General features: G+C 65.6%; 28 protein-coding genes. 13 read left to right on the forward strand and 15 right to left on the reverse strand.

Annotated elements, in window-relative coordinates; all coding sequences use genetic code 11:
• Positions 1–124: 124 nt before the first annotated feature.
• Both XI03_RS29370 and XI03_RS29375 read left to right on the forward strand, forming a co-directional pair.
• On the forward strand, positions 125–1,507 hold the full coding sequence (locus XI03_RS29370) for a sensor histidine kinase (protein WP_271594090.1): 1,383 nt from the start codon (positions 125–127) through the stop codon (positions 1,505–1,507).
• Positions 1,504–2,166 carry a response regulator gene (locus XI03_RS29375; RefSeq protein WP_028140919.1) on the forward strand — a complete coding sequence of 221 codons (663 nt, stop codon included), beginning with the start codon at positions 1,504–1,506 and terminating at the stop codon, positions 2,164–2,166. The genes XI03_RS29370 and XI03_RS29375 overlap by 4 nt, the downstream gene beginning before the upstream one ends.
• A 21-nt stretch (positions 2,167–2,187) precedes the next feature.
• Here the strand turns inward: XI03_RS29375 and XI03_RS29380 are convergent, their stop codons facing one another.
• Positions 2,188–3,171 carry a VOC family protein gene (locus XI03_RS29380; protein WP_038949997.1) on the reverse strand — a complete coding sequence of 328 codons (984 nt, stop codon included), beginning with the start codon at positions 3,169–3,171 and terminating at the stop codon, positions 2,188–2,190.
• A gap of 144 nt (positions 3,172–3,315) precedes the next feature.
• Between XI03_RS29380 and XI03_RS29385 the strand changes: the two genes are divergently transcribed.
• The 4 genes from XI03_RS29385 to XI03_RS29400 all read left to right on the forward strand — a co-directional run bounded on the left by XI03_RS29385 (position 3,316) and on the right by XI03_RS29400 (position 7,839).
• Positions 3,316–4,107, forward strand: coding sequence for a DNA-binding transcriptional regulator (locus XI03_RS29385; RefSeq protein ID WP_271594091.1), 792 nt, complete (start codon positions 3,316–3,318; stop codon positions 4,105–4,107).
• A 77-nt stretch (positions 4,108–4,184) separates the two neighbouring features.
• Positions 4,185–5,708 carry a bifunctional 3-(3-hydroxy-phenyl)propionate/3-hydroxycinnamic acid hydroxylase MhpA gene (mhpA, locus tag XI03_RS29390; protein WP_271594092.1) on the forward strand — a complete coding sequence of 508 codons (1,524 nt, stop codon included), beginning with the start codon at positions 4,185–4,187 and terminating at the stop codon, positions 5,706–5,708.
• Positions 5,709–5,733: 25 nt separating this feature from the next.
• On the forward strand, positions 5,734–6,585 hold the full coding sequence (locus tag XI03_RS29395) for a fumarylacetoacetate hydrolase family protein (RefSeq protein ID WP_271594093.1): 852 nt from the start codon (positions 5,734–5,736) through the stop codon (positions 6,583–6,585).
• A gap of 42 nt (positions 6,586–6,627) precedes the next feature.
• Entirely contained in the window at positions 6,628–7,839 is a 1,212-nt protein-coding gene (locus XI03_RS29400; RefSeq protein ID WP_271594094.1) for an ABC transporter substrate-binding protein, read from the forward strand.
• A gap of 4 nt (positions 7,840–7,843) precedes the next feature.
• On the opposite strand, the gene XI03_RS29405 is transcribed toward XI03_RS29400, so the two are convergent.
• Positions 7,844–8,686, reverse strand: coding sequence for a hypothetical protein (locus tag XI03_RS29405; RefSeq protein ID WP_271594095.1), 843 nt, complete (start codon positions 8,684–8,686; stop codon positions 7,844–7,846).
• 213 nt (positions 8,687–8,899) lie between these two features.
• Between XI03_RS29405 and XI03_RS29410 the strand changes: the two genes are divergently transcribed.
• The 4 genes from XI03_RS29410 to XI03_RS29425 are packed head-to-tail and all read left to right on the forward strand — an operon-like array spanning position 8,900 to position 13,248.
• A complete protein-coding gene (locus tag XI03_RS29410; RefSeq protein WP_271594096.1) occupies positions 8,900–9,784 on the forward strand; it encodes an IclR family transcriptional regulator in 885 nt (294 codons plus the stop codon).
• Position 9,785: 1 nt separating this feature from the next.
• Positions 9,786–10,982 (forward strand): CaiB/BaiF CoA transferase family protein, encoded by a 1,197-nt coding sequence (locus XI03_RS29415; protein ID WP_028140929.1) that lies wholly within the window; start codon positions 9,786–9,788, stop codon positions 10,980–10,982.
• Between the two features lie 39 nt (positions 10,983–11,021).
• Positions 11,022–12,008, forward strand: coding sequence for a Bug family tripartite tricarboxylate transporter substrate binding protein (locus XI03_RS29420; protein WP_271594097.1), 987 nt, complete (start codon positions 11,022–11,024; stop codon positions 12,006–12,008).
• Positions 12,009–12,027: 19 nt separating this feature from the next.
• On the forward strand, positions 12,028–13,248 hold the full coding sequence (locus XI03_RS29425) for an ABC transporter substrate-binding protein (RefSeq protein WP_271594098.1): 1,221 nt from the start codon (positions 12,028–12,030) through the stop codon (positions 13,246–13,248).
• 31 nt (positions 13,249–13,279) lie between these two features.
• Here XI03_RS29425 and XI03_RS29430 read toward each other — a convergent pair whose 3' ends face one another.
• From XI03_RS29430 to XI03_RS29445, 4 genes are all read right to left on the reverse strand, one after another.
• Positions 13,280–13,546 (reverse strand): hypothetical protein, encoded by a 267-nt coding sequence (locus tag XI03_RS29430; RefSeq protein ID WP_038950006.1) that lies wholly within the window; start codon positions 13,544–13,546, stop codon positions 13,280–13,282.
• Positions 13,547–13,920: 374 nt separating this feature from the next.
• Positions 13,921–14,124, reverse strand: a complete 204-nt coding sequence (locus XI03_RS29435; protein WP_271594099.1) for a hypothetical protein — start codon at positions 14,122–14,124, stop codon at positions 13,921–13,923.
• A gap of 281 nt (positions 14,125–14,405) precedes the next feature.
• The gene (locus tag XI03_RS29440; protein WP_271594193.1) at positions 14,406–14,897 is read right to left on the reverse strand and encodes an SRPBCC family protein; all 492 of its coding nucleotides are present in this window, start codon (positions 14,895–14,897) and stop codon (positions 14,406–14,408) included.
• Positions 14,897–15,286 carry an ArsR/SmtB family transcription factor gene (locus XI03_RS29445; RefSeq protein ID WP_028140935.1) on the reverse strand — a complete coding sequence of 130 codons (390 nt, stop codon included), beginning with the start codon at positions 15,284–15,286 and terminating at the stop codon, positions 14,897–14,899. The genes XI03_RS29440 and XI03_RS29445 overlap by 1 nt, the downstream gene beginning before the upstream one ends.
• A gap of 283 nt (positions 15,287–15,569) precedes the next feature.
• Between XI03_RS29445 and XI03_RS29450 the strand changes: the two genes are divergently transcribed.
• Positions 15,570–16,631 carry a serine hydrolase gene (locus tag XI03_RS29450; protein ID WP_271594100.1) on the forward strand — a complete coding sequence of 354 codons (1,062 nt, stop codon included), beginning with the start codon at positions 15,570–15,572 and terminating at the stop codon, positions 16,629–16,631.
• A gap of 80 nt (positions 16,632–16,711) precedes the next feature.
• Here the strand turns inward: XI03_RS29450 and XI03_RS29455 are convergent, their stop codons facing one another.
• Complete coding sequence (locus tag XI03_RS29455) at positions 16,712–17,536, reverse strand: outer membrane protein (RefSeq protein ID WP_271594101.1); 825 nt, start codon at positions 17,534–17,536, stop codon at positions 16,712–16,714.
• 273 nt (positions 17,537–17,809) lie between these two features.
• Positions 17,810–18,514 carry an SDR family oxidoreductase gene (locus tag XI03_RS29460; protein WP_018320668.1) on the reverse strand — a complete coding sequence of 235 codons (705 nt, stop codon included), beginning with the start codon at positions 18,512–18,514 and terminating at the stop codon, positions 17,810–17,812.
• A gap of 115 nt (positions 18,515–18,629) precedes the next feature.
• Between XI03_RS29460 and XI03_RS29465 the strand changes: the two genes are divergently transcribed.
• Positions 18,630–19,472 (forward strand): GNAT family N-acetyltransferase, encoded by an 843-nt coding sequence (locus tag XI03_RS29465; protein ID WP_271594102.1) that lies wholly within the window; start codon positions 18,630–18,632, stop codon positions 19,470–19,472.
• Between the two features lie 3 nt (positions 19,473–19,475).
• Here XI03_RS29465 and XI03_RS29470 read toward each other — a convergent pair whose 3' ends face one another.
• A complete protein-coding gene (locus tag XI03_RS29470) occupies positions 19,476–19,922 on the reverse strand; it encodes a hypothetical protein (protein ID WP_028140940.1) in 447 nt (148 codons plus the stop codon).
• 282 nt (positions 19,923–20,204) lie between these two features.
• Between XI03_RS29470 and XI03_RS29475 the strand changes: the two genes are divergently transcribed.
• Positions 20,205–20,486, forward strand: a complete 282-nt coding sequence (locus tag XI03_RS29475; protein ID WP_038950014.1) for a hypothetical protein — start codon at positions 20,205–20,207, stop codon at positions 20,484–20,486.
• 53 nt (positions 20,487–20,539) lie between these two features.
• Here XI03_RS29475 and XI03_RS29480 read toward each other — a convergent pair whose 3' ends face one another.
• From XI03_RS29480 to XI03_RS29505, 6 genes are all read right to left on the reverse strand, one after another.
• Positions 20,540–20,833 carry a hypothetical protein gene (locus XI03_RS29480; protein ID WP_271594103.1) on the reverse strand — a complete coding sequence of 98 codons (294 nt, stop codon included), beginning with the start codon at positions 20,831–20,833 and terminating at the stop codon, positions 20,540–20,542.
• A gap of 12 nt (positions 20,834–20,845) precedes the next feature.
• The gene (locus XI03_RS29485) at positions 20,846–21,277 is read right to left on the reverse strand and encodes a curlin (protein WP_271594194.1); all 432 of its coding nucleotides are present in this window, start codon (positions 21,275–21,277) and stop codon (positions 20,846–20,848) included.
• A gap of 72 nt (positions 21,278–21,349) precedes the next feature.
• On the reverse strand, positions 21,350–21,760 hold the full coding sequence (locus tag XI03_RS29490) for a curlin (protein ID WP_049801994.1): 411 nt from the start codon (positions 21,758–21,760) through the stop codon (positions 21,350–21,352).
• 26 nt (positions 21,761–21,786) lie between these two features.
• The gene (locus XI03_RS29495; protein ID WP_028140945.1) at positions 21,787–22,179 is read right to left on the reverse strand and encodes a curlin; all 393 of its coding nucleotides are present in this window, start codon (positions 22,177–22,179) and stop codon (positions 21,787–21,789) included.
• A gap of 122 nt (positions 22,180–22,301) precedes the next feature.
• Positions 22,302–22,703: a hypothetical protein gene (locus XI03_RS29500; protein ID WP_028140946.1), complete on the reverse strand. Its 402-nt coding sequence runs from the start codon at positions 22,701–22,703 to the stop codon at positions 22,302–22,304.
• A gap of 178 nt (positions 22,704–22,881) precedes the next feature.
• On the reverse strand, positions 22,882–23,529 hold the full coding sequence (locus XI03_RS29505; protein WP_271594104.1) for a response regulator transcription factor: 648 nt from the start codon (positions 23,527–23,529) through the stop codon (positions 22,882–22,884).
• Positions 23,530–23,862 lie beyond the last annotated feature (333 nt).

Genomic DNA, 23,862 nt, shown 5'->3' on the forward strand with positions numbered 1-23,862 from the left:
CGTCCCGGCGAGCGCCGGGAAAATTTCACGTCGTTGCACTGCGGTAACGCGTAGCGCTTTGCGCGGCTGGCGTTCTGCCGTTTAATGCGGCGGCGACAAACCTGTTCGCGCTAGGTGCTGCCCGATGTGGAACCGCCCGAGATTCGATCTCAAGGTCCGTCTGACGTTGCGCGTGGCCGCCATAACGGCCGCCTGCTTCGCCGCAATCTCCGCCTATTTCCTGATCGCGGCCGACCGCGCGGTGCACACGCGCATCGACGGCATCGCCGCGATCGTGGCGAAGTCGCTGGAGCTGCAGCAGGGCAAGATCCAGTGGGTGGCCGGCCCGCGCGACTTTCCGAACCTCGATCCCGTCGCCGCCTATGTGATGACGCCCGGCCTGTGTCTGGCATTCCGTGGACCGAGCGGCGAGATGCTGCAGCGGTTCTGCAGCGGTGCGCCTGCCCCGGAGAGCCCGTCGCCGCAGGTCTTCGCGGCCTTCTACCGCAGCCTGTTCGACCCCGGCCGCGAAGCGGCACGGCCCGTGATCGTGCGCGGCGCCAAGCTCGGCGAGACCGTGGTCTCGGTCGATCCGGCCGTGCAGACGGCGGAGGCCTGGCACGAGGCCGGCCGCCTGATGATTGCGCTTGCGATCGCGCTGCCGCTGCTGTGCTTGCTGGTCTACGCCGCGCTGGCGCGCGCACTGCGCCCGACCCGCCTGATCCGCACCGGCCTCGAGCGGATCGCCGCCAACGACCTCTCGGCGCGGCTGCCGCCGTTCGATCTGGCCGAACTCTCCGCGATCCGCGACGGCTTCAACCATCTCGCCGAAAGCCTCGACAATGCGCTCGCCGAGCGCAGCGAGCTGACGCGCAAGCTGATCGCGCTCCAGGACGACGAGCGCCGCCATCTGGCGCGCGAGCTGCACGACGAGTTCGGCCAGTCGCTGGCCGCCATCCGCGCGCTCGCCTCCTCCGCCCGCCAGACCGCCGCGCAGGACTGCCCCGCTTTGCTCGGCGAATGCGACGGTATCGCGCGGACCGCGACCAGCATGATGGAGACGCTGCGCGGCGCGCTGTTCCGGCTGCGCCCGCCCGACGTCGAGGAGCTCGGGCTGGTGGCGAGCCTGGAAGGCCTCGTCGCGGGCTGGAACGGACGCAGCCGCGGCGAGACGCGCTTTTCGATCCATTTCGACGGCGCGGTCGAGACCCTGCCCGCCGCGATCAGCGCCAACCTCTACCGCATCGTGCAGGAGGCGCTGACCAACGCCGCCAAGCACGCCGGCGCCACCAGGGTGGACCTGCATCTGACGATGGCGGCAGACGAGATCGCGCTTGCCATCGACGACGATGGCCGGCCGAACGATGCCTCCGGCAAATCCGGCATGGGCCTGCTCGGCATGCGCGAGCGCGTTGCGGCCTTGCGCGGCCGGATGAGCTTCGAAGTCGGCGCCAACGGCGGCTCGGCGCTGCGCGTCGTCATTCCGCTCACCGCCGCCGAGCGGCAGGCGCTGGAGCATGCGGCATGAGCGCGGCCGATGCCTCCATCCTGCTGGTCGACGACCATTCCGTGGTCCGCGAGGGCTATCGCTCCGTGCTCCAGAAGCAGCCGGGCCTGCGCGTCATCGCCGAAGCCGCTGACGGCGCGGAGGCCTACCGGCTGTACAAATCCGAGGCGCCCGACCTCGTCATCATGGATCTGAGCATGCCCGGCATCGGCGGCATCGAGGCCGTCAGGCGGATCAGGCAGTGGGACAAGGGCGCAAGGATCCTCATCTTCACCATGCACCAGAATGCGGGCTTCGCCGTGCAGGCGATCCGCGCCGGCGCCAGGGGTTACGTCACCAAGACCAGCCCGCCGGAAACGCTGGTACGGGCCGTGATGGACGTGCTCGCCGGCAAGATCGCCATCAGCCCCGACATCGACCACGAGCTGGCGCTGAGCCGGCTCGGCGGCGAAAGCTCGGCCGCCGACGTCCTCACCGCGCGCGAGTTCGAGGTGATGCGGCTGCTGCTCGCGGAGCGGACGACGGAGGAGATCGCCGAAACGCTGCATGTCAGCCCGAAGACGGTGGCGAACCTGCATTCCCTGATCAAGGACAAGCTCGGCGTCGGCTCCGACATCGAGCTGGTCCGCCTCGCCTTGCGCCAGGGACTGTTGACCGAGCCCGATCTCGGCGAAGCGTGATGGACCCCGAGAAGCGGTCGATTATTCGCGCGCGACCACCTGGTCCAGCCACGCACAGTTGAGCGGCGGCACGCGGGGATCAGCGACGCGAACGCCGCGCGCTGCCGCATCGAGCCGCATGTCGCGCAGGCGCTTGCGCTGCTCCTCCGGCATATGCAGCCGCTCGTGGCCCCACAGCGACGGGCCGTCGAAGGTCTCGTGCGGTTGCCAGGTCTCGGGATCGATGACGCGCGCACCCCAGCCATATTCGATGAAGAACCCGGACGGCGTATTCACGTAGAACGAGGTCATGTGGTCGTTGGTGTGCCGGCCCAGCGTATAGGCGATACGGCCCTCGTCCAGCTGCGCGAGGTCGTAGCCCTGACCGACATCGTCGAGGCTGCCGAGCTCGACCATAAAATGATGCATCGCCTTGCGCCCCGAGCCGACCATCGCAAAGCTGTGGTGGCGGCCGTTGACGTGGAAGAAATACAGCCCATAGGGCTTCAGCCCGAAATCCGAGACGTGGAAGCCGAGCAGGTCGCGGTAGAACGGCAAAAGCGGCTCGACATCCTCCACGTTGAGCACGACGTGCCCCATGCCGAGCGCGCCGGTACGGAAGCCCGAGATCGGCCGGCCCGGCTTGAACGGCTCGCTCGCAAGCTCCGGCTTGCAGAAGGCCTCGAGCCGGTTGCCGGCGGGATCGACGAACACGATCAGTTCGGCGACATGCCGCTCGTCGGCGAGCGCGCGCGAGCCGCGCGTCACCTTGACGCCGTGGGTTTCGAGCCGTCCCGCCAATTGATCCAGCTCTGCCATGGATGGAACTTCCCAGCCCATCACTGCAAGGCCGGCGTCGCTACTGCCGTCGACGATCAGCCGCTGCTTGCGATCGTCCATGCGGAACGCGCGCATCTTGCCGCCGCGATCGACCTGCTGCATGCCGAGCAGCCCGGTCGCCATCCGGCCCCACTGATCGAGCTGCGATGAGTTGATCCCGATATAACCGAGCGCGGTGATTTCCATCGAATTCCTCCCGAAGGCATCGCGTGTGCCGCAATGCGGCGAACTTGATACCGGCTGCGCACGATTCTACGGTGGCGTTCCGCAATCGCTTCGCGTTCGCAACGATAATCGCGGGACCGTGCGCCACAAGGGAGGAAATGCGAAGTGTCCAAGGAGCGGACGGGGACGGGCGCACCACGGCAGTCGGAAGGCGTCCGCGCCTTCAAGCGCGGACTTGACGTGCTGCGAGAGGTCAATCGCTCGGGCGGCATCCGTGCCGGCGACGTTGCTCGCGCGCTCGACCTGCCCCGCCCGACCGTCTATCGCCTGCTCGAAACCCTGGAGGAACTTGGCTATATCGCCCGCAGCGCCAGCGACGACCGTTTTCGCGTCACCCGGCGCGCGCTGAGTCTCGGCGATGGCTACGACCCCGGCGTGGTGATCTGCCAGGCGGCAGCGCCTTATCTTGCCGAACTCAGCAAGACCCTGGTCTGGCCCGTCGATCTCTCGACTTATGAGAACGCCGCGATGGTGGTGCAGGAAACCACGCATTCGCGCAGCCCGCTCTCTATCGACCGCGGCATGATCGGCAAGCGCCTGCCGATGCTGCGAACCTCTGCCGGGCGCGCGTATCTCGCCGCCTGCCCGGCGCGCGAGCGCGACCTCATCGTCAATCATCTGCGCCGGATCGACGAGGCCGACGACCGCCCCTTTCTCGACGAAGCCCGCCTCGACCGCATGATTGCCGAGACTGCCGGGCGCGGTTACGCGATCCGCAGCGAGGGCGAGTATAATCCCAAGACGGCTTCGATCGCCGTACCCATCGTCCGAGGCGGCGTCGTGTTCGGTTGCATCTCCATCATCTGGATTCGCTCGGCACTGGGGATCGAGGAGGCAATTGCGCAATTTGCAGCGCAGCTTCAGGAGACGGCCGCGGCCATCCCGGTCGAGGCCTAGGCTCCGTCCGTCCGCTGGGCGGACACTTGGCGCGGCGGCGTTGATGCTGCGGCGCGGCTTGGGGAAGAGATAGCCCCATGCAAGATAAATCCGCCCCCGAAGAATTTGATGTCGTGATCGTCGGCCGCGGGCCGGTTGGCGCGACGCTTGCCAATCTGCTCGGCCTCCGCGGCGTGCGGACACTGGTGCTGGAGCGCGAGGCGCAGACCTATCATCTGCCGCGCGCGGTGCATTTCGACGACGAATGCATGCGCGTCTTCCAGACCGTCGGCCTTGCCGACGCGATCCTGCCGCATGTCATCCTGAGCCCCGGCATGCTCTTCCTCGACGCCAACGGCAAGATGTTGCTGGATTGGTCGCGCCCGCAGACGCTGACGCCGATGGGCTGGCATCTCAGCTACCGCTTTCACCAACCTGATCTTGAGGACGTACTGATCAGCGGCCTCGCCCGCTGGCCGCACGTCACCTTGCGCAGCCGCTGCGACGTGTTCGCGCTGGACCAGGACGAAGACGGCGTGCGCGTCCGCTACGAGGACCTCTCGAACGGGAAGCTCAGCGAGGTCCGCGCCGGCTATGTGATCGGCTGCGACGGCGCCCGCTCGCTGGTCCGCCGCTTCATCGGCTCCAGCATGGACGATCTCGGCTTCCACGAGCGCTGGTTGGTGATCGACGTGCTGCTCAAGCGCGCGCGCGACGATCTCGGCGACTACAGTCTCCAGCATTGCGATCCAAGGCGGCCGGCGACCTATGTGCGCGGCACCGGCACGCGGCGCCGCTGGGAGATCACGATCCTCCCGGACGAGGATTCTCAGGAGATCGCGCAACCGGCAAAGGTCTGGGACCTGCTGTCGCGCTGGATCACGCCCGATGATGCCGAGCTCGAACGCGCCGCGGTCTACACGTTTCATTCGGTCATCGCACGGCAATGGCGGAGCGGCCGATTGTTTCTTGCGGGCGATTCCGCGCACCAGACCCCGCCCTTCCTCGGCCAGGGCATGTGCGCCGGCATCCGCGATGCCGCCAACCTCGCCTGGAAGCTCGCCGCAATCATCCAGGGCGGCGCCGCACCCGATCTGCTCGACACCTACCAGAGCGAGCGCCAGCCGCATGTGCGCGAGTTCATCGAGCTCGCCATCCGTCTCGGCGGCGTGATCAACACCAAGGCGATCGAGGCCGGCCTTGCTGCCGGCGAAGCGCGCGAGAACGCGCCGGTCAAGCTGGACGTGAAGAAGCCCCTGCTCGGCCCCGGGCTCACGTTCAGCGACCTGCCGCTCGCCGGCCATCTCGCACCGCAATTCATGCTGCGCGACGGAGGCCGCAGCGACGACCGGACCGGCTATCATCATGTGCTGCTCGTCGAGGCCGCGGCCGTACTGCCGTCGCGCCTGGCGCTGGCGCAGGCCGGGATCGAGATCCTCGCCGGCGACGACGCCGAAGGCGTCCGAGACTGGCTGCGCAAGCACGGCATCATCGCCGCACTGGTTCGTCCCGACCGTTACATCCGCGGCACCGCCCGCGACAAGCCCGAGTTCGAGCGACTCGTCGCCGCCGCCATTCCTGCAACCCAGATTCCCTTAACCCAAGCGCCGTCCGCGGCCTGATCGAACCCATTTTCAAGGACATCTCATGAAGCTGCTCTCATTCGTCGCCGGCGGACGCGCCTCTTTCGGCGCCGTCAAGGACAACGGCGTCGTCGATCTCGGCGCGCGCATGGCGCCCTGCGCCACGCTGCGGCAGTTGCTCGAAGCCGGTCGCCTTGGCGAGGCGGCAAAGATCGTCGCGTCCGCTGCGCCCGATCATCCGCTCGACAAAGTCACCTTCGCACCGGTGATCCCCGATCCCGGCAAGATCATCTGCGTCGGCCTGAACTACCGCGACCACGTCGCCGAGACCGGGCGCACCGTCACCGAGAAGCCGGCGCTGTTCGTGCGCTTTCCCTGCAGCCAGGTCGGCCATCTCCAGCCGATCGTGAAGCCCAGGGTGAGCGACGATTTCGATTATGAAGGCGAGCTCGCGCTGGTGATCGGCAAGCAAGGCCGGCACATCCCGGCTGGCCACGCGCTCGATCACATCGCCGGTTACTCCTGCTACAATGAAGGCAGCATCCGCGACTGGCAGCGCCACACCAGCCAGTTCCTTTCCGGCAAGACCTTTGCGGAGAGCGGCAGCTTCGGTCCGTGGCTGGTGACGACGGACGAGATTCCAGATCCGTCGAAGCTCACCTTGCGGACGCGCCTGAACGGCGCCGTCGTGCAGGACACTGCCACCGACCTCCTGATCACGGGCATTCCCGAGCTGATCGCCTACATCTCCACGATCTGCCCGCTCGTTCCCGGCGACGTCATCGTCACCGGCACGCCCGGCGGCGTCGGCGCCAAGCGCACGCCGCCGCTGTGGATGCGTCCCGGCGATACCGTCGAGGTCGAGATCTCGGGCATCGGAACCTTGCGCAACACGGTCGTCGCCGAACCGGTCTGACCACGCCTTCGAGCAATCAAGAACGACAAGTCAGGAAACGCCATGGCCAACCTCCGTACGACGTCCGCCTCCACCTTGCTCATCACGCTGGCGCTCGCAGGCCCGCCTGCGCGCGCCGAGATCAAGGCCGATGCCATCCGCATCGGCGTGCTCACCGACATGAACGGGGTGTTCGCGACCGCGATGGGCCCGGGCTCGGTCGAGGCGGCACGGATGGCCGCGGAGGAGTTCGCCGGCAAGATCAACGGCAAGCCGATCGAAATCCTGCAGGCCGATCACCAGAACAAGCCGGATCTGGCGGCATCGCTCGCCCGCAAATGGTTCAGCGAAGGCGTCCAGGCGGTCGCCGACGGCGGCAGCTCCGGCGCGGCCCTCGCCGTGCAGGAGCTGGTGCGCGGCAACGGCAAGATCTTCCTCGTCTCCGGCGCCGGTGCCAACCAGCTCACCGATGAGGCCTGCGCGCCGACCAGCGTGCAGTGGACCCAGGACGCCTATTCCACGGCGACCGCCGTGGTCTCCGGCATCATGCAGACCAGCAAGGAGCCATGGTTCTTCATCACCGGCGACTATGCCTTCGGGCATTCGATCGAAGCGACCGCGCGCGCCCGCATTGGGGAGCTCGGCGGCAAGGTCGCCGGCAGCGTCAAGGCGCAGCTCGGCACGCCCGATTTCAGCTCATTCCTGCTGCAGGCACAGTCGTCGGGCGCCAAGATCCTCGCCATCAACGTCGCCGGCGACAACGCCACCGCCATCAAGCAGGCCGAGGAGTTCGGCCTCGCCGACCAGGGCATCAAGATCGTGCCGATGTCGTTCCAGAACGTCGACATCGAGTCGGTCGGGCTGAAGGCAACCCGCGGCGACCTCATCGTCACCTCGTTCTTCGAGGACGTCTCGCCGGCCGCGCGAAAATTCTCCGACGCCTTCTATGCGCGACGCAAGGCCATGCCCTCGCAGATCCAGGCAGGCGTCTATTCCGCCGTGCGTCACTATCTGCAGGCGATCAAGGACACCGACACCGACGACAGCGCCGCCGTGATGGCGAAGATGAAGGCGACACCGGTGTCGGATGCCTACACCCCCCACGGCCGCATCCGCGAGGACCAGCGCATGGTGCATGATCTCTATCTGGTGCAGGTCAAGACACCCGCAGAGTCCAAAGGCCCGTGGGATTTCGTCAAGCTCGTCGCGACGATCCCGCCCGACCAGGCCTTCCGTCCGCTCGACCGCAGCAAGTGCAGCCTGGTGGGTAAATAACCGTTCACGCCAGATACTGCGCCAGATAGCCTTCCATCGCATACAGCGCGCAGAGCGCGAGGCTCGACCACACCGCGGCGCTGAAATACAGGAACATCCAGGTCAGCTCGCCCTTCCAATGCGCGATGTCGTGGGTCACCACCCAGCGCGTCGAGACGTCATGCAGGCCTTCGAGGAAGCCCAGGAACGTGTTGCCCTCGGCGTGCCCTGCGCGCCAGCGGCTGAGATACATCGGCACGTCGACGGTGACGAGGAAGGCGAGGAAGCAGGCGATGCCGACGATGCCTGACATCAGCGCCCAGCGCACCACGCCCTGGAATTCCGGCATCAGGCGGCACAGCGCGATGCCGGCGAGGAAGAAGGTCACCGCCCACAGCGAGTTCTCGATCGCGTTGTAGAGGAAGTTGGTCGTCACCACCGCGTACCAGGAGAAGCACTCCGCGATGATGATGATCGGCACGATGACGAGCGCGATGTTCACCGCGGTCTCGGCGCCCGTCAACTTGCCGAGCTGATGCAGGATGATGGCCCATTGGGCGACGAAGCAGAGCTCGGCCACGGTCGCGACCGTGCGGCCGACGACGACGCTCGACAGCCAGGTGTCGAACAGGCAGATGCGCTGCACGTCGGCGCGCGGCAGGAACGAGCGGAACGCGCAGCCGAACACGTAGCCGGCGCACAGCAGGAACATCAGCCCAATGTCAGAGCCGCCGCTGAGGCTGCCCGCAGGCGTCGGGTAGAATTCGCGGTACAGCAGGAACCAGACGAGGATATTGGCGCCGCTCACGAGCGTGAGGGATCCCCACCACCACGCGAGGGGATTTGACCGCGCCTGCCACTGCAACATGAACCGCTCCGCAAATTATCGATCTGACATGTCGTCGTAATAATCCTGTCACAACACGACATGCAATCACGACAAAAATCTGTGTGTGCGGCCCGGTCCGGCGCGTCCTTCAACGAAAACGTCGACGCCATGTCGGTGTCCACATATCGGACAATTTCACCATTCTTGCTGAATCTATTGGACAGACGCAATTTCGCCGTCTGATATTCGGGGATGGCCCCGAGAGATTCATCCAAACCGCGACATCCGCTCTCCTCCGCCGCCGCAGTGCTGGCGGAGAGTGTCGATGACGCCGCCTTCGCGACGACACTGGCAAAGGGACTCGTCGTGCTCGAGGCGTTCAAGGCCGGGAGCACGCTGCTGGGTAACATGGAGCTGTCGGCGCTGACGGGCATCCCGCGGCCGACGGTGGCGCGGCTGACGCACACGCTGGCCGAGCTCGGCTACCTCCGCTACGACGCCGAGCGCGCCAAGTACCGCGTCGCTGCGCGGGCACTGCGGATCGCGCATCCTCTGCTTGCCGGGATGCAATTCCGCCAGATGGCGCGGCCCATGATGCAGGAGCTGGCGCTCAGCGTCCGCGGCACGGTCTCGATCGGCCTGCTCGACGCCACCTCGATGATCTATGTCGAGACCGCGCGCTCCGGCGATGTCGGACCGCACGCGCCCGACATCGGCATGCCGATTCCCGTGGTGATGACCGCCATGGGACGCGCCGCGGCGGCGACCTTGCCGCCAGCCGATGCAGACCGGCTCGAGCGGAACATCGGTGCTGAAGACCCCGAGCTGTGGTCGGCCTTTCGCGACAAATACCGGGCCGGGATCGCGCAATGCAAAAGCCGCGGCTTCTGCACCTGCTGGGGCGAGTACATGGCCTCCATCCATGCCGTCGCCGCGCCGCTGTTTCACGCCAGCGAATCGAGGCAGTCGTTCTCGATCAATTGCGGGATCCCCGCCTTCCGGCTCCAGCCGGGCCAGCTGGAGGGCGAGATCGGTCCGCGCATCGCGGCGCTTGCCGACAGCATCCGCGCCATCGTCGGGCAGGCAGAGTCCGCGCCGCCGCGCAAGACCAAGAAGATCACAAGCGCCGGAAAATGACATGGCTGGACCGCTCGAGGGACTGAAAGTTCTCGACATCGCGACGATCATTGCAGCGCCGTTCGCAGCAACGCTGCTGGCCGACTACGGCGCCGAGGTGCTCAAGATCGAGATGCCCGGAAACGGCGACGGCGTAAGGTCGTTTCCGCCGTTCAAGGACGGCAAGCCGCTGTGGTGGAAGGCCGCCAATCGCAACAAGAAGTTTGCCACGCTCGATCTGCGCACTGGGGAAGGACTTGCGCTGTTCAAGCAGCTGCTTCCGCGCTTCGACGTGCTGATCGAGAATTTCCGTCCCGGAACGCTCGATCGCTGGGGCTTGCCTAAGGAGGTGCTGTGGGCGATCCAGCCGCGCCTCGTGATCCTGCGCGCCACCGCCTTCGGGCAGGATGGGCCCTATCGTGAGCGGCCCGGCTTTGCCCGCATCTTCGAGGCCATGGGCGGGCTTACCTACATCACGGGGGAGAGCGACGGCGAACCGACCCATCCGGGATACCCGATCGGGGATTCAATCGGCGGCCTGTTCGGCGCCGTCGGCGTGCTCGCGGCGCTGTGGAAACGGGCGCGCGATCCCGATGCGCCCGGCGAGGAGATCGATCTTTCGCTGACTGAGGCAACCTTCCGCCTGCTCGACGTCCTCGCCATCGAGCACGACCAGCTCGGCACTGTTCGCAGCCGGATCGGCAATTCCAACGGCTATTCGGCGCCGGCCGCCGTGTTTCGCACCAGCGACGATCACTGGGTGACGCTGGCAGGTTCGACCAACGCGCTGTTCGCCGCGAACTGCCGGGCAATCGAGCGCCCCGACCTGATCACTGATCCGCGCTTCGCCAGCAACGACCGGCGCGTCAAGCACGCCGCCGAGCTCAACGATATCTTCGCCGGCTGGTGCGCCGCCCACCCCCTCGAGGAGGTCCTCGCGCGATTCAATGCAGCGCAAGGCACCCTCGCCCCGATCTATTCGATCGACCAGATCGCCGACGACCCGCAAGTGAAGGCGCGCGAGGTGATCACCCGCGTTGCCGACAAGCATTTCGGCACCGTCGCCATGACCAATGTCGTTCCGCGTTTCACCAACGATCCCGCGCGATTGCGTCACGCCGCCGGCGACGTCGGCGAGGACAATGACGAGGTGTTTCGAAACTGGCTCGGCCTTTCGGACCAGGAGATCGAAAGGCTCACCGCGCGAAAGGTGATCTGAAACTAACAAGACCAACAATAAAAAGGGAGGAAGAAAACAGTGACATCATTCAAGGTCACACGCCGAACCCTGCTGGGCACGCTCGCGGGCGGGCTCGCCGCCGGCTCGTGCCTGACGGCCCAGGCCGAGGATGCCTGGCCCTCGCGCATGGTGCGGCTGATCTCGCCCTACGGGCCCGGTGGCTCCAACGACATCTCGTTGCGACTGCTCGCCGAAGAGTTCGGCCGCAGTCTCCGTCAGCAGTTCATCGTCGAGAACAAGCCCGGTGCCGGCACCCGCATCGCCAATGACATGGTCGCCCATGCCCCGGGCGACGGCTACACCATTCTCTATGTCGCGGCTCCCTATGCGACCGCCGAGGCGCTGTTCGGCAAGCTGACTTATGACCGCGGGGATCTGCAGCCGGTGGCGATGGTCGTGGTCGCGCCGCTCTTCCTCATCATCAGCGCCGACGCGCCGTTCAAGACGCTCCCCGAACTGATCGCCTACGGCAAGTCGAAACCGGACGGGCTGACCTTCGCATCTCCGGGCGCCGGCTCGCAGCCGCACCTTGCCGGAGAGCTCCTGTTTCGCGACGCCGGCGTCAAGGGTCTCAACATTCCGTTCCGGGGCGATGCCGCGTCCTACACCGAGCTGCTTGCCGGCCGCGTCGATGCCACACTGACGGCGCTGCCGACCGCCCTGCCCTACATCCAGAGCGGCAAGTTCACCGTGCTCGGCGTCGCCTCGCCCGAGCGCAGCGCGCTCTACCCGCAGGCGCCTACACTGCGCGAGCAGGGTTTTCCCAACGTGGCTGCCGCCGGCTGGTACGGCTTCATGGCGCCTGCCACGACGCCGCGCGCGATCGTCGACAGGTTTCAGGCCGAAGTCCTGCGCGCGCTCGCCGAGCCCGCGATCAAGGACAAGCTGACCGCCCAGGGCCTCGAAGTGCGTGCCGGCACCGCGGCCGAGTTCGGGCAGTTCATCGACGCCGAGACGCAGAAATGGACCAAGCTGATCCGCGACGCCGGTCTCAAGGGCGAATAGCAATCGGGAAGGACCGGACATGACGAGCACTCTTCTCAAACACATCGCGGCCTCCGCACTGCTTCTCGCGCTGTCGAGCGCGGCAGCGCAGGCGCAGAAGAAATACGATTCCGGCGCGTCCGACACGGCGATCAAGGTCGGTCAGACCGTGCCGCTCAGCGGCCCGGCCTCGGCCTATGCCGTGATCGGCAAGACCCAGGCCGCCTACATGAAGATGATCAACGACCAGGGCGGCGTGAACGGCCGCAAGGTCGAGCTGATCCAGTATGACGATGCCTATTCGCCGCCGAAGACCGTGGAGCAGACCCGCAGGCTGGTCGAAAGCGACGAGGTGCTGCTGACGTTCCAGATCATCGGCACGGCGCCGAACGTCGCCGTGCAGAAATATCTCAACGCCAAGAAGATCCCACAGCTGTTTGCCGCGACTGGCGCGGCGCGCTTCACCGATCCCAAGAACTTTCCCTGGACCATGGGATTCAACCCCTCCTACCTCGTCGAAGGCCGCATCTACGCGCAATATCTGCTGAAGAACCATCCGAACGCGAAGATCGGCGTGCTCTACCAGAACGACGACCTCGGCAAGGATTATCTCGCCGGACTCAAGGCCGGCCTCGGTGACAAGGCGAAGATGATCGTGGCCGAGACATCCTATGAGATCACCGAGCCGACGATCGACTCGCAGATCCTGCGGCTGAAGGATGCCGGCGCCGACGTGCTGTTCAGCGCCACCACGCCGAAGCAGGCGGCGCAGGCCATCAAGAAGGTCGCGGAGATCGGCTGGAAGCCGCTACACATCATCGACATCAACGCCTCCTCGCTCAGCGCCGTGCTGAAGCCGGCAGGTCTGGACAATTCCAAGGGTGTCGTCAGCGTCGGTTACGTCAAGGATGCCGCCGATCCCGAATGGAAGGACGATCCCGGCATGAAGCGCTACCTCGCCTTCATGGCGAAATACTATCCCGACGGCGACAAGGATTCGAACCTGAACGTCTATGGGTACATCACCGCCCAGCTGCTGGTTCAGGTGCTGAAACAATGCGGCGACGACCTCACTCGCGACAACGTGATGCGGCAGGCCGCCAGTCTCAAGAACGTCGAGCTCGACCTGACGCTGCCGGGGATCTCGGTCACGACCACGCCGACCGACTATCGCATCAACAAGCAGTTCCAGATGGTGCAGTTCGACGGCCAGCGCTGGCAGAAGCTCGGCGACATCGTGACAGACGAAGCGAAAGAGTGAGGCGGCGACAGGCGCAATTCCGTTGCGGCGCTCATTGCCCTCCAGCGAGGCGGCTGCCGCTGCGGATGACATCGTCGCGTTGGCCGACATGGCGCTGATATTCGGAGATCGCGCGGTTGGCCATCCGGATCCGGTTCGTCTGCCCCTCCTCGACCATCATGGTGATGCGCTGTGCCAGAAACACGCAGGCCTCGAACTCGTCGCCGATGGCGCCCGTCCGCGTGAGAAAGTTCCAGGCGATCTCATAGGCCTGTTCGGCGGCGGGGTTGCGGTAGTCGCTGAAGATAATGTGCGCCATCACCGGCAAAGCCGCAGGCGCGCGATCGTTCCTGTGGCGAGCGCACTGCCGAGCTGAGGCCATAGAAAAACCACCGGCCGCTCTGGCGTGCCGGTGGTCCATATCGGCAGGGATTGCGTGGGGCTACGCCGCCTGGCGCTGATGCGACAGGAACTCCATGGTCACCTTATCGACATTGGAGTCGATCCAGGCGGCCATGCACCGAAGTTGACCTGCGATAGCACCGCCAACACCTTCGCCGACGCAGCTCCTCCACATCGACGCGCGTAGGAACGGTTGGCCGCGCGCGTGATTGGTCCGCCGTAACCTCAGGGAGAAGCAACATGCGTAAGACAATTCTGACGATCTTCACAGCAGCCGTGCTGGCTGGTGCTTCAGTCGGCGCAGCGGTCGCACAAGGTGCCGGCGGTGGTGCAGGTGGTGGTGCAGGTGGTGCCGGTGGTGCGGGAGGTGCGGGAGGTGCAGGCGCCGGTGGCGCGGGTGCCGGAGCGGGAGCAGGTGCTGGCGGCAGCGGCGCTGCCGGAGGAAGCGGAAGCGCTGGCGACGGCTCCGGCGGCGGCAGTGGCGGAAGCACTCATACGCAACGCGGCGGGCAAGGCGCCTCCAGCGCTCCAGGCATGCGCAACGAGACCACTCCGCCGTCGAGCGGCACCACACCGCGCCGCTAGAGCATGATCCGGAAAAGTATGCGGCGGTTTTCCGAAAAGATCACGCTCAAACGATAAACCAAAACGCGATGAGGATTCATCCTGCTCTCATCGCGCTTTAGTTGCCTCGTCGATCGCGCTCCTGGGAAACCGATCCTTCGAGATGTACGAAAGCGCTCCCGGCGAATCCTTCGCCGGGAGCGCTTCTGTCTTCACCGCTTCATGCCCGCCACATAGGCCGCGAGCTTGTCCAGCGTCTGATAGCCATATTCGACGGCGCCGAAGCCGATCATGCCATCGCGCTGCGCGGTGCTCGAGGCCAGCTGGCGCATCATCAGCACGGTCTTGCCATTGCTCTGCTCGGCAAAGGTGACTGTGAAGCGGAACATGCCGGGATCGTCGTCCTGGTCGACGCCGTGATCCATCTCCATCAGCTGCGGCCGCTCGATGCGGCGGAAACGCATGCGGTTCGGATAGACCGTGCCGTCGGGGCCGATCATGTTGAAGCGCCAGACGCCGCCGACGCGTACGTCGATCTCGAAGGTCTCGATCTTGAATCCCTTCGGCCCGAACCATTGCGGCAGATGCTTCGGGTCGGACCACGCCTCGAACACCAGATCGCGCGGCGCGTCGATCACGCGCGACATCACGATCTCACGGTCGAGCGACCATTGCGATAGAGCGGGATTGGCAGAATTCGTCATCACTCGGAACCTTTCCGTTTGGTTGTTCGGGACGGCCGCCTGGCGGCCGCCCTCTCCTTCTCTTTCTTGAGCTTCATCACGTAGGCTTCGAACCGGTCGAGCCGCGCCTCCCAGATCGCGCGCTGTTGCTGGAACCAGTCCTCCGCACCGAGCAGCGCATCCGGGCTGAGGCGGCAGGTGCGCACGCGGCCGGATTTCTCCGACAGCACGAGCCCGCTCGTCTCCAGCACATGGATGTGTTTCATGAAGCTCGGCAGCGCCATGGCGAAGGGATCGGCGAGCTCGCCGACGGAGGCCTCGCCGGCACACAGCCGCATCACGATCGCCCGTCTGGTGGGATCGGCGAGCGCTGCGAAGACCTGATCGAGGCGGGGCGATTGGTTAGCCATGAAGCTAACTATAGAGCCGCCGGGTCGGATGTCAATAATTGTTAGCTCATAAGCTAAGTAATTTGATCGCAGGCCGCGAAGCGGAACCTGAAACGCGCAATTGTGAATTGGGCCGCCGGGCGCTTCCCGCTAAATGAGACCGGGGGCACCATTGCATCGTTCGTCAGGGCACGTGCCGTCTGTTGTCACATCATCATCGTTCACCCGGCGGGCGCTCGCCCGGGCCGCGCTTGTTCCCCTCGCGATCGCGTTTCGCCCACGCCGCGCCTCCGCGGATTCCGACATGATCGCGCAGATGCGCGACATCGTCGCGAGCGAGCTGGCGCCGACCGTGACGCCGGGCCATGCGGGCGGCCTCGCCGCCGCCCTCTATGCCGGGCGCCATGCCGAATTCTTCAACTACGGTCTTGCCGATGACGCCGCCAAACGGAAGGTGACGCTGGACACGCTGTTCAACCTCGCGTCTCTAAGAAAACCGTTCGAAGCGACGCTGGTCGCACTCGGCACGCTGCGCGGCGAGCTGCGGCTCGATGACCGCGTCCCTAAATATCTTCCCGAGCTCGACGGCGATTACATCCGCCGCGTCAGCGTCGGCGAGCTGGTCACGCACACCTCGGGGCTGTTGCTGCCGACCGACCATCCGCCCTGGCCGAACGATCAGTTCACGCGCGAGCAGTTCATCGCCATGCTGAACGCCTTCGCGCCGGCGCCCGGCGTCGCACCCGGCCGGCAGCGCATCTACACCCATGCCGGCTACGTGCTGCTTCAGCTCGTGCTCGAGCGCTGCTACGGCATGCCGATCGGCGCGTTGATCCAGCACCGCATTCTGCGCCCCCTCGCCATGGACGCCAGCTTCATCCCCGAGCGCGGCGCGGACAATCGCGCCGTCATGGACGGGGCCTGGATGCGGCGCGTGGTCCAGGGCTATTCCGACCAGGGCGCGGCGGTCGGCCCAATCGGCGACCAGCAGAGCTATTTTGACTTTCCCGGCACCGGCCAGATGTTCTCCTCCGCCCGGGATCTTGCCACCTTCGCGGCGGCCTGCGTTGACGGCCGGGCGATCGATCCGAATCTGCGCGAGGCGCTGCGGATGACGCAGCGTGAGGTCTTCCGCGTCGACGACAAGTTCGGACAGGGCATGGCCTGGGAGACCGTGCGTCTGCCGGGCGTCACCGTCATCGACAAGCCCGGCGGCCTCAACAATGCGTCCGGCTATATCGGCCTCGTGCCGGCGCGGCGGATCGCCATCGTCCTGCTCGCCAACCGCGGCGAGTACCCGCACGAGATCGCGCGCTACAAGATCCTGCCCGCGCTGGCGCATCTGCTGGCATCGCACGCAGGCTGAGCTTCACAACAGAAAGCCTTTTCACAACAGAAAACCCCGGCCAGGCCGGGGCTTTCCACGTGAGGATCGGAACGGGATGCTCAGTATCTGGCGACGACCGGTCCGCCGAACTTGTAGTTCACGCCGACGCGCACGATGTTGGACTTGAGATCGACCGAATGGGTGAAGGTCTGGGCCGGCAACGCCACACCGACGTTGAAATTGTTGCTGGTCATGCTGCTGCGGCCAAGATCGATGTAAAGATATTCGGCCTTCAGCGACCAGCCGTTGCCCACGGCGTACTCACCGCCGACGCCTGCTGTCCAGCCGACGCGGGTGTCGCGGATCGCTCCGGACTCGGTCGCGCCAGCAAAGGTGTCGGTGAAGCTGAAGTTGCCCCTCACCTCGGCGATGGCGGCGCCGCCGGTGGCGTAAATCAGCCAGCTCGGCGTCGCGAGGAAGCCGATGCGGCCGCGAATGGTGGCGAGCCAATCGGCCGAGACCGACGAATTGACCGTGAAGGTGGTCGGCGCGCAGCAGGGATACACGGCCGTGCTGCTCGCGCTGCCCTTGAAGCCGAAATAGTTGATGTCACCCTCGAGGCCGAGCACGGCGTTGTTGACCTGCCAGTTGTAGCCGGCGGTGAAGCCGCCGGTCACACCGGAGCTGTTGATGTGTTGGGCGCCGACCGTCCCGATGGCGGTCACGCTCGAATCGGCGAAATAGGCGGCCACCGGAAACAGCGTGGTGGTGGCGGGGTTCGCGCTGCCCCACTGCCCGCCAACATTGCCGCCGACGTAGAAGCCGGTCCAGTTATAGACTGGCGCCATCACCGGCGCCTTGGTGTAATGCGCCGCGAGGTCGGCTGCCTGAACGGATGCGGTACCCAGGACAACAGAAGCGATCGCCAGCAAAAACTTGTTCATTCCAGTCTCCTTGCCCCACGCGATTGACCTCGCGCTTCGAATGCGCGCGGGTAAGAGGCAACCGGCGCAGTTAGGGCATAGGGCGTGCGCCACTGCTCGTCTTGGGCTGCGGCGAAGTTCGCAAGGACTGTGACGTAGTGTGCGCCTCGGATCGTGCGAACGGATGACGGGTGTGGCCGAGGAGCCACGCATCAACCACGACCGGCGGCGCGCAGCACACGCCCGTGTCGCACCACGACAAGCTCGCCAGACCGCGATTCGAGACCGCGCGCTTCAGACCGAGCGCGTCAGCCCGCCGTCGACGCGGATGTTCTGGCCGGTGATGTAGGCAGCGCCGTCCGAGGCCAGGAACGAGACCGTCGCGGCGATCTCCTCGACCTTGCCGTAGCGCTTCATCGGCACGCTGTCGCGGCGCGCGTCCAGCTGCGGCAGGCTGTCGATCCAGCCGGGCAGGACGTTGTTCATGCGGATGTTGTCGGCGGCATGGGTGTCGGTGAAGATCTTGGTGAAGGCGGCAAGGCCGGCGCGGAACACCGCCGAGGTCGGGAACATCGCACTGGGCTCGAACGCCCAGGCGGTCGAGATGTTGATGATGGCGCCACCCTTTTGCGCCTGCATGATCGGCGTCACCAGCCGGGTCGGACGGATCACGTTGAGCAGATAGGTGTCGAGGCCGGTGTGCCACTGCTCGTCGGTAATCTCGGTGATCGGCGCACGCGGCCCGTGGCCGGCGCTGTTGACGAGCACGTCGATGCGTCCCCACTTCGCCATGGCGCCGTCGACGAGGCGCTTCAAATCGTCGTTCTCCTTGTTGGAGCCGGTGACGCCGAGCCCGCCGAGCTCGGCCGCCAGCGCCTCGCCCTTGCCGGAGGACGACAGGATTGCGACGCGGAACCCGTCGGCCGCCAGCCGCCGCGCAGCCCCTGCCCCCATGCCGCTGCCGCCCGCGGTAACGAGCGCAACCTTCTCTGCTGCCATGACCGATCATCCCTTCAGTTGAGGCGAGCCGCAGGCTCGGCCTATCATGAGGCCTTCTACAGCCAGACCTGTCGGCAGGTCCATGGTCGAAGGCATCCGTCATGAGCAACCCGAGATGAGTGATTTACTGATCCGCAATCTGCGCCCCGAGGAGATCTCCCTCGCCATCGACTGGGCCGCGGCCGAGGGCTGGAATCCGGGCCACAGCGATGCCGCCTGCTTCGCGGTTCCCGACGCGCAAGGTTTCTTCGTCGGCGAGATCGACGGCGAGCCGGTCGCGACCGTCTCCTGCGTCAATTACGATGATCGCTTCGCCTTCCTCGGCTTCTACATCGTGCGCGATAGTTTTCGCGGCGCGGGCCATGGCCTGCGCATCTGGAACGCGGCGATCGCGCATGCGGGCGCACGCGTCATCGGGCTCGACGGCGTCGTGGCGCAACAGGACAATTACAGGAAATCCGGCTTCCAGCTGGCCTATGCCAACATCCGCTTTGGCGGCGGCGTCGCCGCGTGCTCGAGGCCGCCCACTGACGTCGTGGCGCTCGACACGATTCCGTTTGCGCTCGTGGAAGCCGACGACGCCACCGTCTTCCCCGCCCGGCGCAGCGCCTTCCTGCGCACCTGGATCGATACATCAGGCCATGTCGGCCGCGCCCTCGTGCGCGACGGCAAGCTCAAAGCATGGGGCGTGATCCGTCCCTGCCGGACCGGCTGCAAGATCGGCCCGCTCGTCGCCGACGACCGCGCGGCGGCGGAAGCGATCGTGCAGGCTTTGCTTGCGAGCGTCGATGTCGGCGAGATCTTCCTCGACGTCCCCGCCGTCAATCGCGAGGCGATCGCGCTCGCGGAAGCGCTTGGCCTCGAGCCGGTGTTCGAGACGGCGCGGATGTACACGGGAGCGATCCCGCCGCTGCGCGTCGACCGCGTCTTCGGCGTGACCAGCTTCGAGCTAGGCTAGAACTCAGTAGCAGCGCGTGATGTTGACGGTATGCTCGCTGCCGCCGCGGCCGGGCACCGTCACCTGCTCCGTCGGGCAGCTCGGCACATAAGGCCGGTCGGACGGCACCACGTTCGGCGGGAAGCGATGCGACCAGTCCCACGGAACATCATAGGTGTAGGTGTAGCGCACGTCGGTGGAGACCGGCTGCCCGGCATCGACGAAGGGCTGGCTGTAGCCGGCGCCGTCGTAGAAGAACCCGCCGCCGCCCGGCCAGTACACGAAGGGGTTATTCCGCCGGTGGAACCGGGCTCCCGGCCCCATCGGCGCACGCGCCATCGCGCCGGAAGGCGCCGCGGTCACCCCATGCGGCGCGGCGCCGCCGGGTCTGGCAAAACTGTCAATGGGGCTAAGGAGCAGCGCGGCTGCGCTGAGCGAGGCGAATAGCGCCGCATGGGATCTGGACATCATGATACGCACCAACTCGTTTGGCTTAAGCGGCTCCCCGCCGCTACGCTAGGCCCGGCCGTCGCCCACCCGCAAACGTATAATTAATTATTGGTTAAGACACCGGCGTAACCTGGGAACAGGTGCGGCAAGACGCCCGGGATTTCCCGGCTCATTTCAAGCACTTCGTTCCGCGGCCCGCGCTTCATAACCAGTTGATCGGAGTTGATCGCTCCCGCCGGACGCATCCCGGAACGCTCCCGCAGTGCAACCGTTGGCCCCCGACACCAGCAAGGAGCATCTCCAATGCAGAACAAGTCAAAACTGCTGTGCCTGATCACGGCATCACTCGTCGCCGGCACTGCGGCTGCCTCGGCGCAGGGCTATGATTGGAACGGACCGCGCGTGGGCTGGGACCGCACCGCGCCCGCCTACGAGCCGGTTCAGCCGCGCGCGTATTATCCTGATGTCGGGGGGCCCTATGGCGCGCTCAACGGCACCAACCATCCGACCCCGAGTTCGACACAGGGTGACGTCGGCCCTGACGGCAACAACAACGGCACGCTGACCGGCGGATATCGCTGGTAAGGCCCGCTCGCGGCGAGGCCCACCGTCCTTCGCGGACGGTGGGCCTTCTTGCGTCAACGGCCCTGCTGCTTGCGCAGCCAATCGAGCATATCCTGTATGTTTTCCTGCGCGTTGCCGGTGCCCTGCGTCACGATCGCGGTGTTGCCGCCGCTGCGCCGGTAGACCGTCGTGCGCCCGGGCTCCTTCTCGATTTTGACCTCGGCCTGCGCGGAATCGCCGCTCTGCGTGATGACAGACGTGCCGTTCTCGTCCTGGACCACAGTGGTGTGACCGTCGGCGGCGCCGGCCGGCGCCGTCGCGACCACGCTCATGAGTCCTATTCCGGATGCGAGCAGGAGCAATCTCATGTCACACCTCCATCATCGGCTGAACTGAAAGATCGCCAGCCAGTTGAAACGCCCGAACTGCCTCACCGCTCCCGTGTTCATGTCTCCGATCTGGAGCAGGAGCGCGTTGGTGGAATTGCCGATCTGGGTGATCTCGGCGGTGTTGCTCGCACCGGATTGACCGATGATCGCATTGGTGGTGCCGCCCACCTGGATCACATTGGCATAGTTGCGCGTGCCGTTCTGGATGATGGTCGCGTCCGCCGTCCCGGTGCCGCCGATCTGGATCACCCGCGCGATATTGATGCGGCTGTTCTCTTCGATCGTCACGGGCTGAACGTTGTCGCCGAACTGCACGACCGTTTCGATGCTCACGTTCCGGTTGGTCACGCTGCGCTGGATCGACCCGGCGCTCGCCTGGGTTGCCGTGCCGATGGCGGCGAGCATCGCCGCCACGGCCAACACGTGCCTCAAGATCTGTCCGCATCGCATCGCGCTTCCCCGTTCGTTCCTGGCACCGGCGCGTTGGCTCGCGCCTTACGGGCCGGTCTGCACGATCGTCGAGGCGTTGATCGTGCCGAATTGCGCCACCGTGCCCGCATTCATCGTGCCGAGCTGCGATATCAGGCTCGTCGCCGACTGGCCGGTCTGACCGACGAAGGCGAGATTGTTCGTTCCGGCCTGCCCGATCGATGCGGAATTCGTTCCGCCGAATTGCAGGACGCCCGTGGCGTTGTTGGTGCCGTTCTGCGTCACTGTCGCGCTGGTGCTGCCGCCGATCATGAACACGCCCGCCATGTTGAGCTGACTGTTCTGGTTCAGCACCACGGGCGGCCCGCCGACAGAGACAATGGTCTTGATGTCGGCGGTCTGGGCACCGGCTGATCCGGTGCCCGCCGAGCACAGAGCGAGCAAGACGGCGCCCGCGCGTCCCAAATGATGTTTCATGACATGCCTCGTCAGTTCGGGTCGGCTCACGGAGCCTGCTGGATGATCGTCGAGCCGTTCAGGATTCCGAGCTGACCAACTCCGGCGGCATTGTTCGCTCCGATCTGGCCGATCAGGCTCGAATTGGAGCCGCCGACCTGGCCGGCCAGCGCGGTGTTCGACGCCGTCGCGGTCGTGCCGCCCTGCCCGATCACCGAATTGTTGACGGTCAGGAGCGAGCCCATCTGCAAGGTGGTCGCCGTATTGGTGGCGCCGAACTGCATCGTGGTCGCGTTGTTGCTGGTGCCGCCGCTCTGCGAAATGAACGAAGTGTTGGTCGTGCCGAATTGCAGCACGCTGGCGGTGTTGCCGGCGTTTGCATCGGCGGCCGTCAGCGCACCGAGCGCCACGAAAGTTGCAATGAAATAGGTGATCCGCATGTCATTTCCTCCGCGACAATGGGCGGGCCATCGCAATTGATCGGCCGGCCGGATTGCGGTGCATTCGAGAATGGCGCGGACGCAACCGCAACTGGATGCGTCCGGCCAAACGGGGCTGTGTGTCAGTGCGCCGTCTGCGAGACGGTGCTGCCGTTGACGCCGAACACGCTGAGCTGGCCGACGGCGGCGGCGTTGTTCTGCAGCGCGGGGGGACCGAACGAGTTCTGGGTGATCGCGCTGGTGTTGTTGCCGAACGCCACCTGGCCGGTGGTCGCCGAGTTCTGCACGCCGACCTGGTTCACCGTGCTGCCGTTGTTGAGCGAGGCAGCGCCGGTCCCCTGCATCGTGGACGCAGTGTTCACGATGCCGAGCTGGCTGGTCGACGAGCTGTCATTGGTGAGGCCGTTCTGCGTGACGGACGAGCCGTTCACGACGCCGACTTGCACCGTGGTCGAGGTGTTGGCGGCCTGCGCCGCGGAGGACAGGGCGAACAATGCAACGGAAGCAAAAAACAATTTACGCATGGAGTATCCCTTTCTGACCAAGTTGTCTGACTGAGTATGGATGCCGTCTTGGAAGAGGCCGACATCGTAGGGATACTGTGAACCGATCGTGGCCTGCGCGACAGACTGCAGTTCATGCTAATCGGTACGGACTAGACGTTGCGCGAGATGTCGGCACATCGAAGCGCAGAAACAGCTGCTATCCCGCGCCGGCGCGAATCGTCTCGGCTTCGCGCCCCATGCTGTCGATCAGCCGCACCACTTCGATCGGCGTGCGCAGCTCCAGCTTTCGCATCATCCTGGCGCGATGGACCTTCGCCGTCACTTCGCTCACGCCGAGCCTGGCCGCGATCTGCTTGGCCACCAGCCCTTCGGCCATCAGCAGCATGATCTCGCGCTCTCTCGCCGTCAGCGTCTCGACGCGCTGACGGGCTTCACGCACGATATCCTCGCGTTCCAGCCGCCTGCGGTCGCGCTCGATGCCGTGCCTGATCGCATCGAGGATCTCCTGCTCGCGAAACGGTTTTGGCAGAAACTCGACCGCGCCGCGCTTCAGGGCCTCGACCGAGACGCGGACGTCGGAATGGCCGCTGATGAAGACGATCGGGATCGGCACGCCCGTCTCGGCGAGCCGGCGCTGAAGCTCGAGGCCGGTCGGCGACGTCCCGGGAAAGCGGACGTCGAGCACGAGGCACGACGGACTGCTGGAAAGATTCTCGGTGAGGAACTCTTCCGTCGAGGCGAACAACTTCACCCGGTGTCCGGTCTCCTCGCAGAGATTTCCGATCGCAGTTCGAATCTGAATCTCGTCGTCAACGACATAAACTATGGCTTGACCTGAAACCATTGCAACGGACTCCCCGGCTTGGGGCTCGATGAGCAGGCATCGAGCCATCCATTCTTCTTGCAAGCGCAGACAAGGTGCTTGGGTGAATTCGCGGGGTCCGGGCGAAGCGCATCGGTCCACCGGTTCGACGTCTTAGAGCCAACACCCGCTCGTGGCGAGTGAAGGCGTTCACATATCGGGCTTCGTGATCGGAGGGAATTGAGCGCGGCTCCGTCGGCATCGCGGCGGAGTGCGATATCGAGAATGCGGCAAGCCGGTGCCGTGGAGTCCGGTAGCGTGGAGTCCGGTCGCGTGATCGCGGTATTGCCAACTGCATCATGGCATCGCCACTCA

The organism is Bradyrhizobium sp. CCBAU 65884 (assembly GCF_028128835.1).
Classification (GTDB): Bacteria; Pseudomonadota; Alphaproteobacteria; order Rhizobiales; family Xanthobacteraceae; genus Bradyrhizobium; species Bradyrhizobium ottawaense.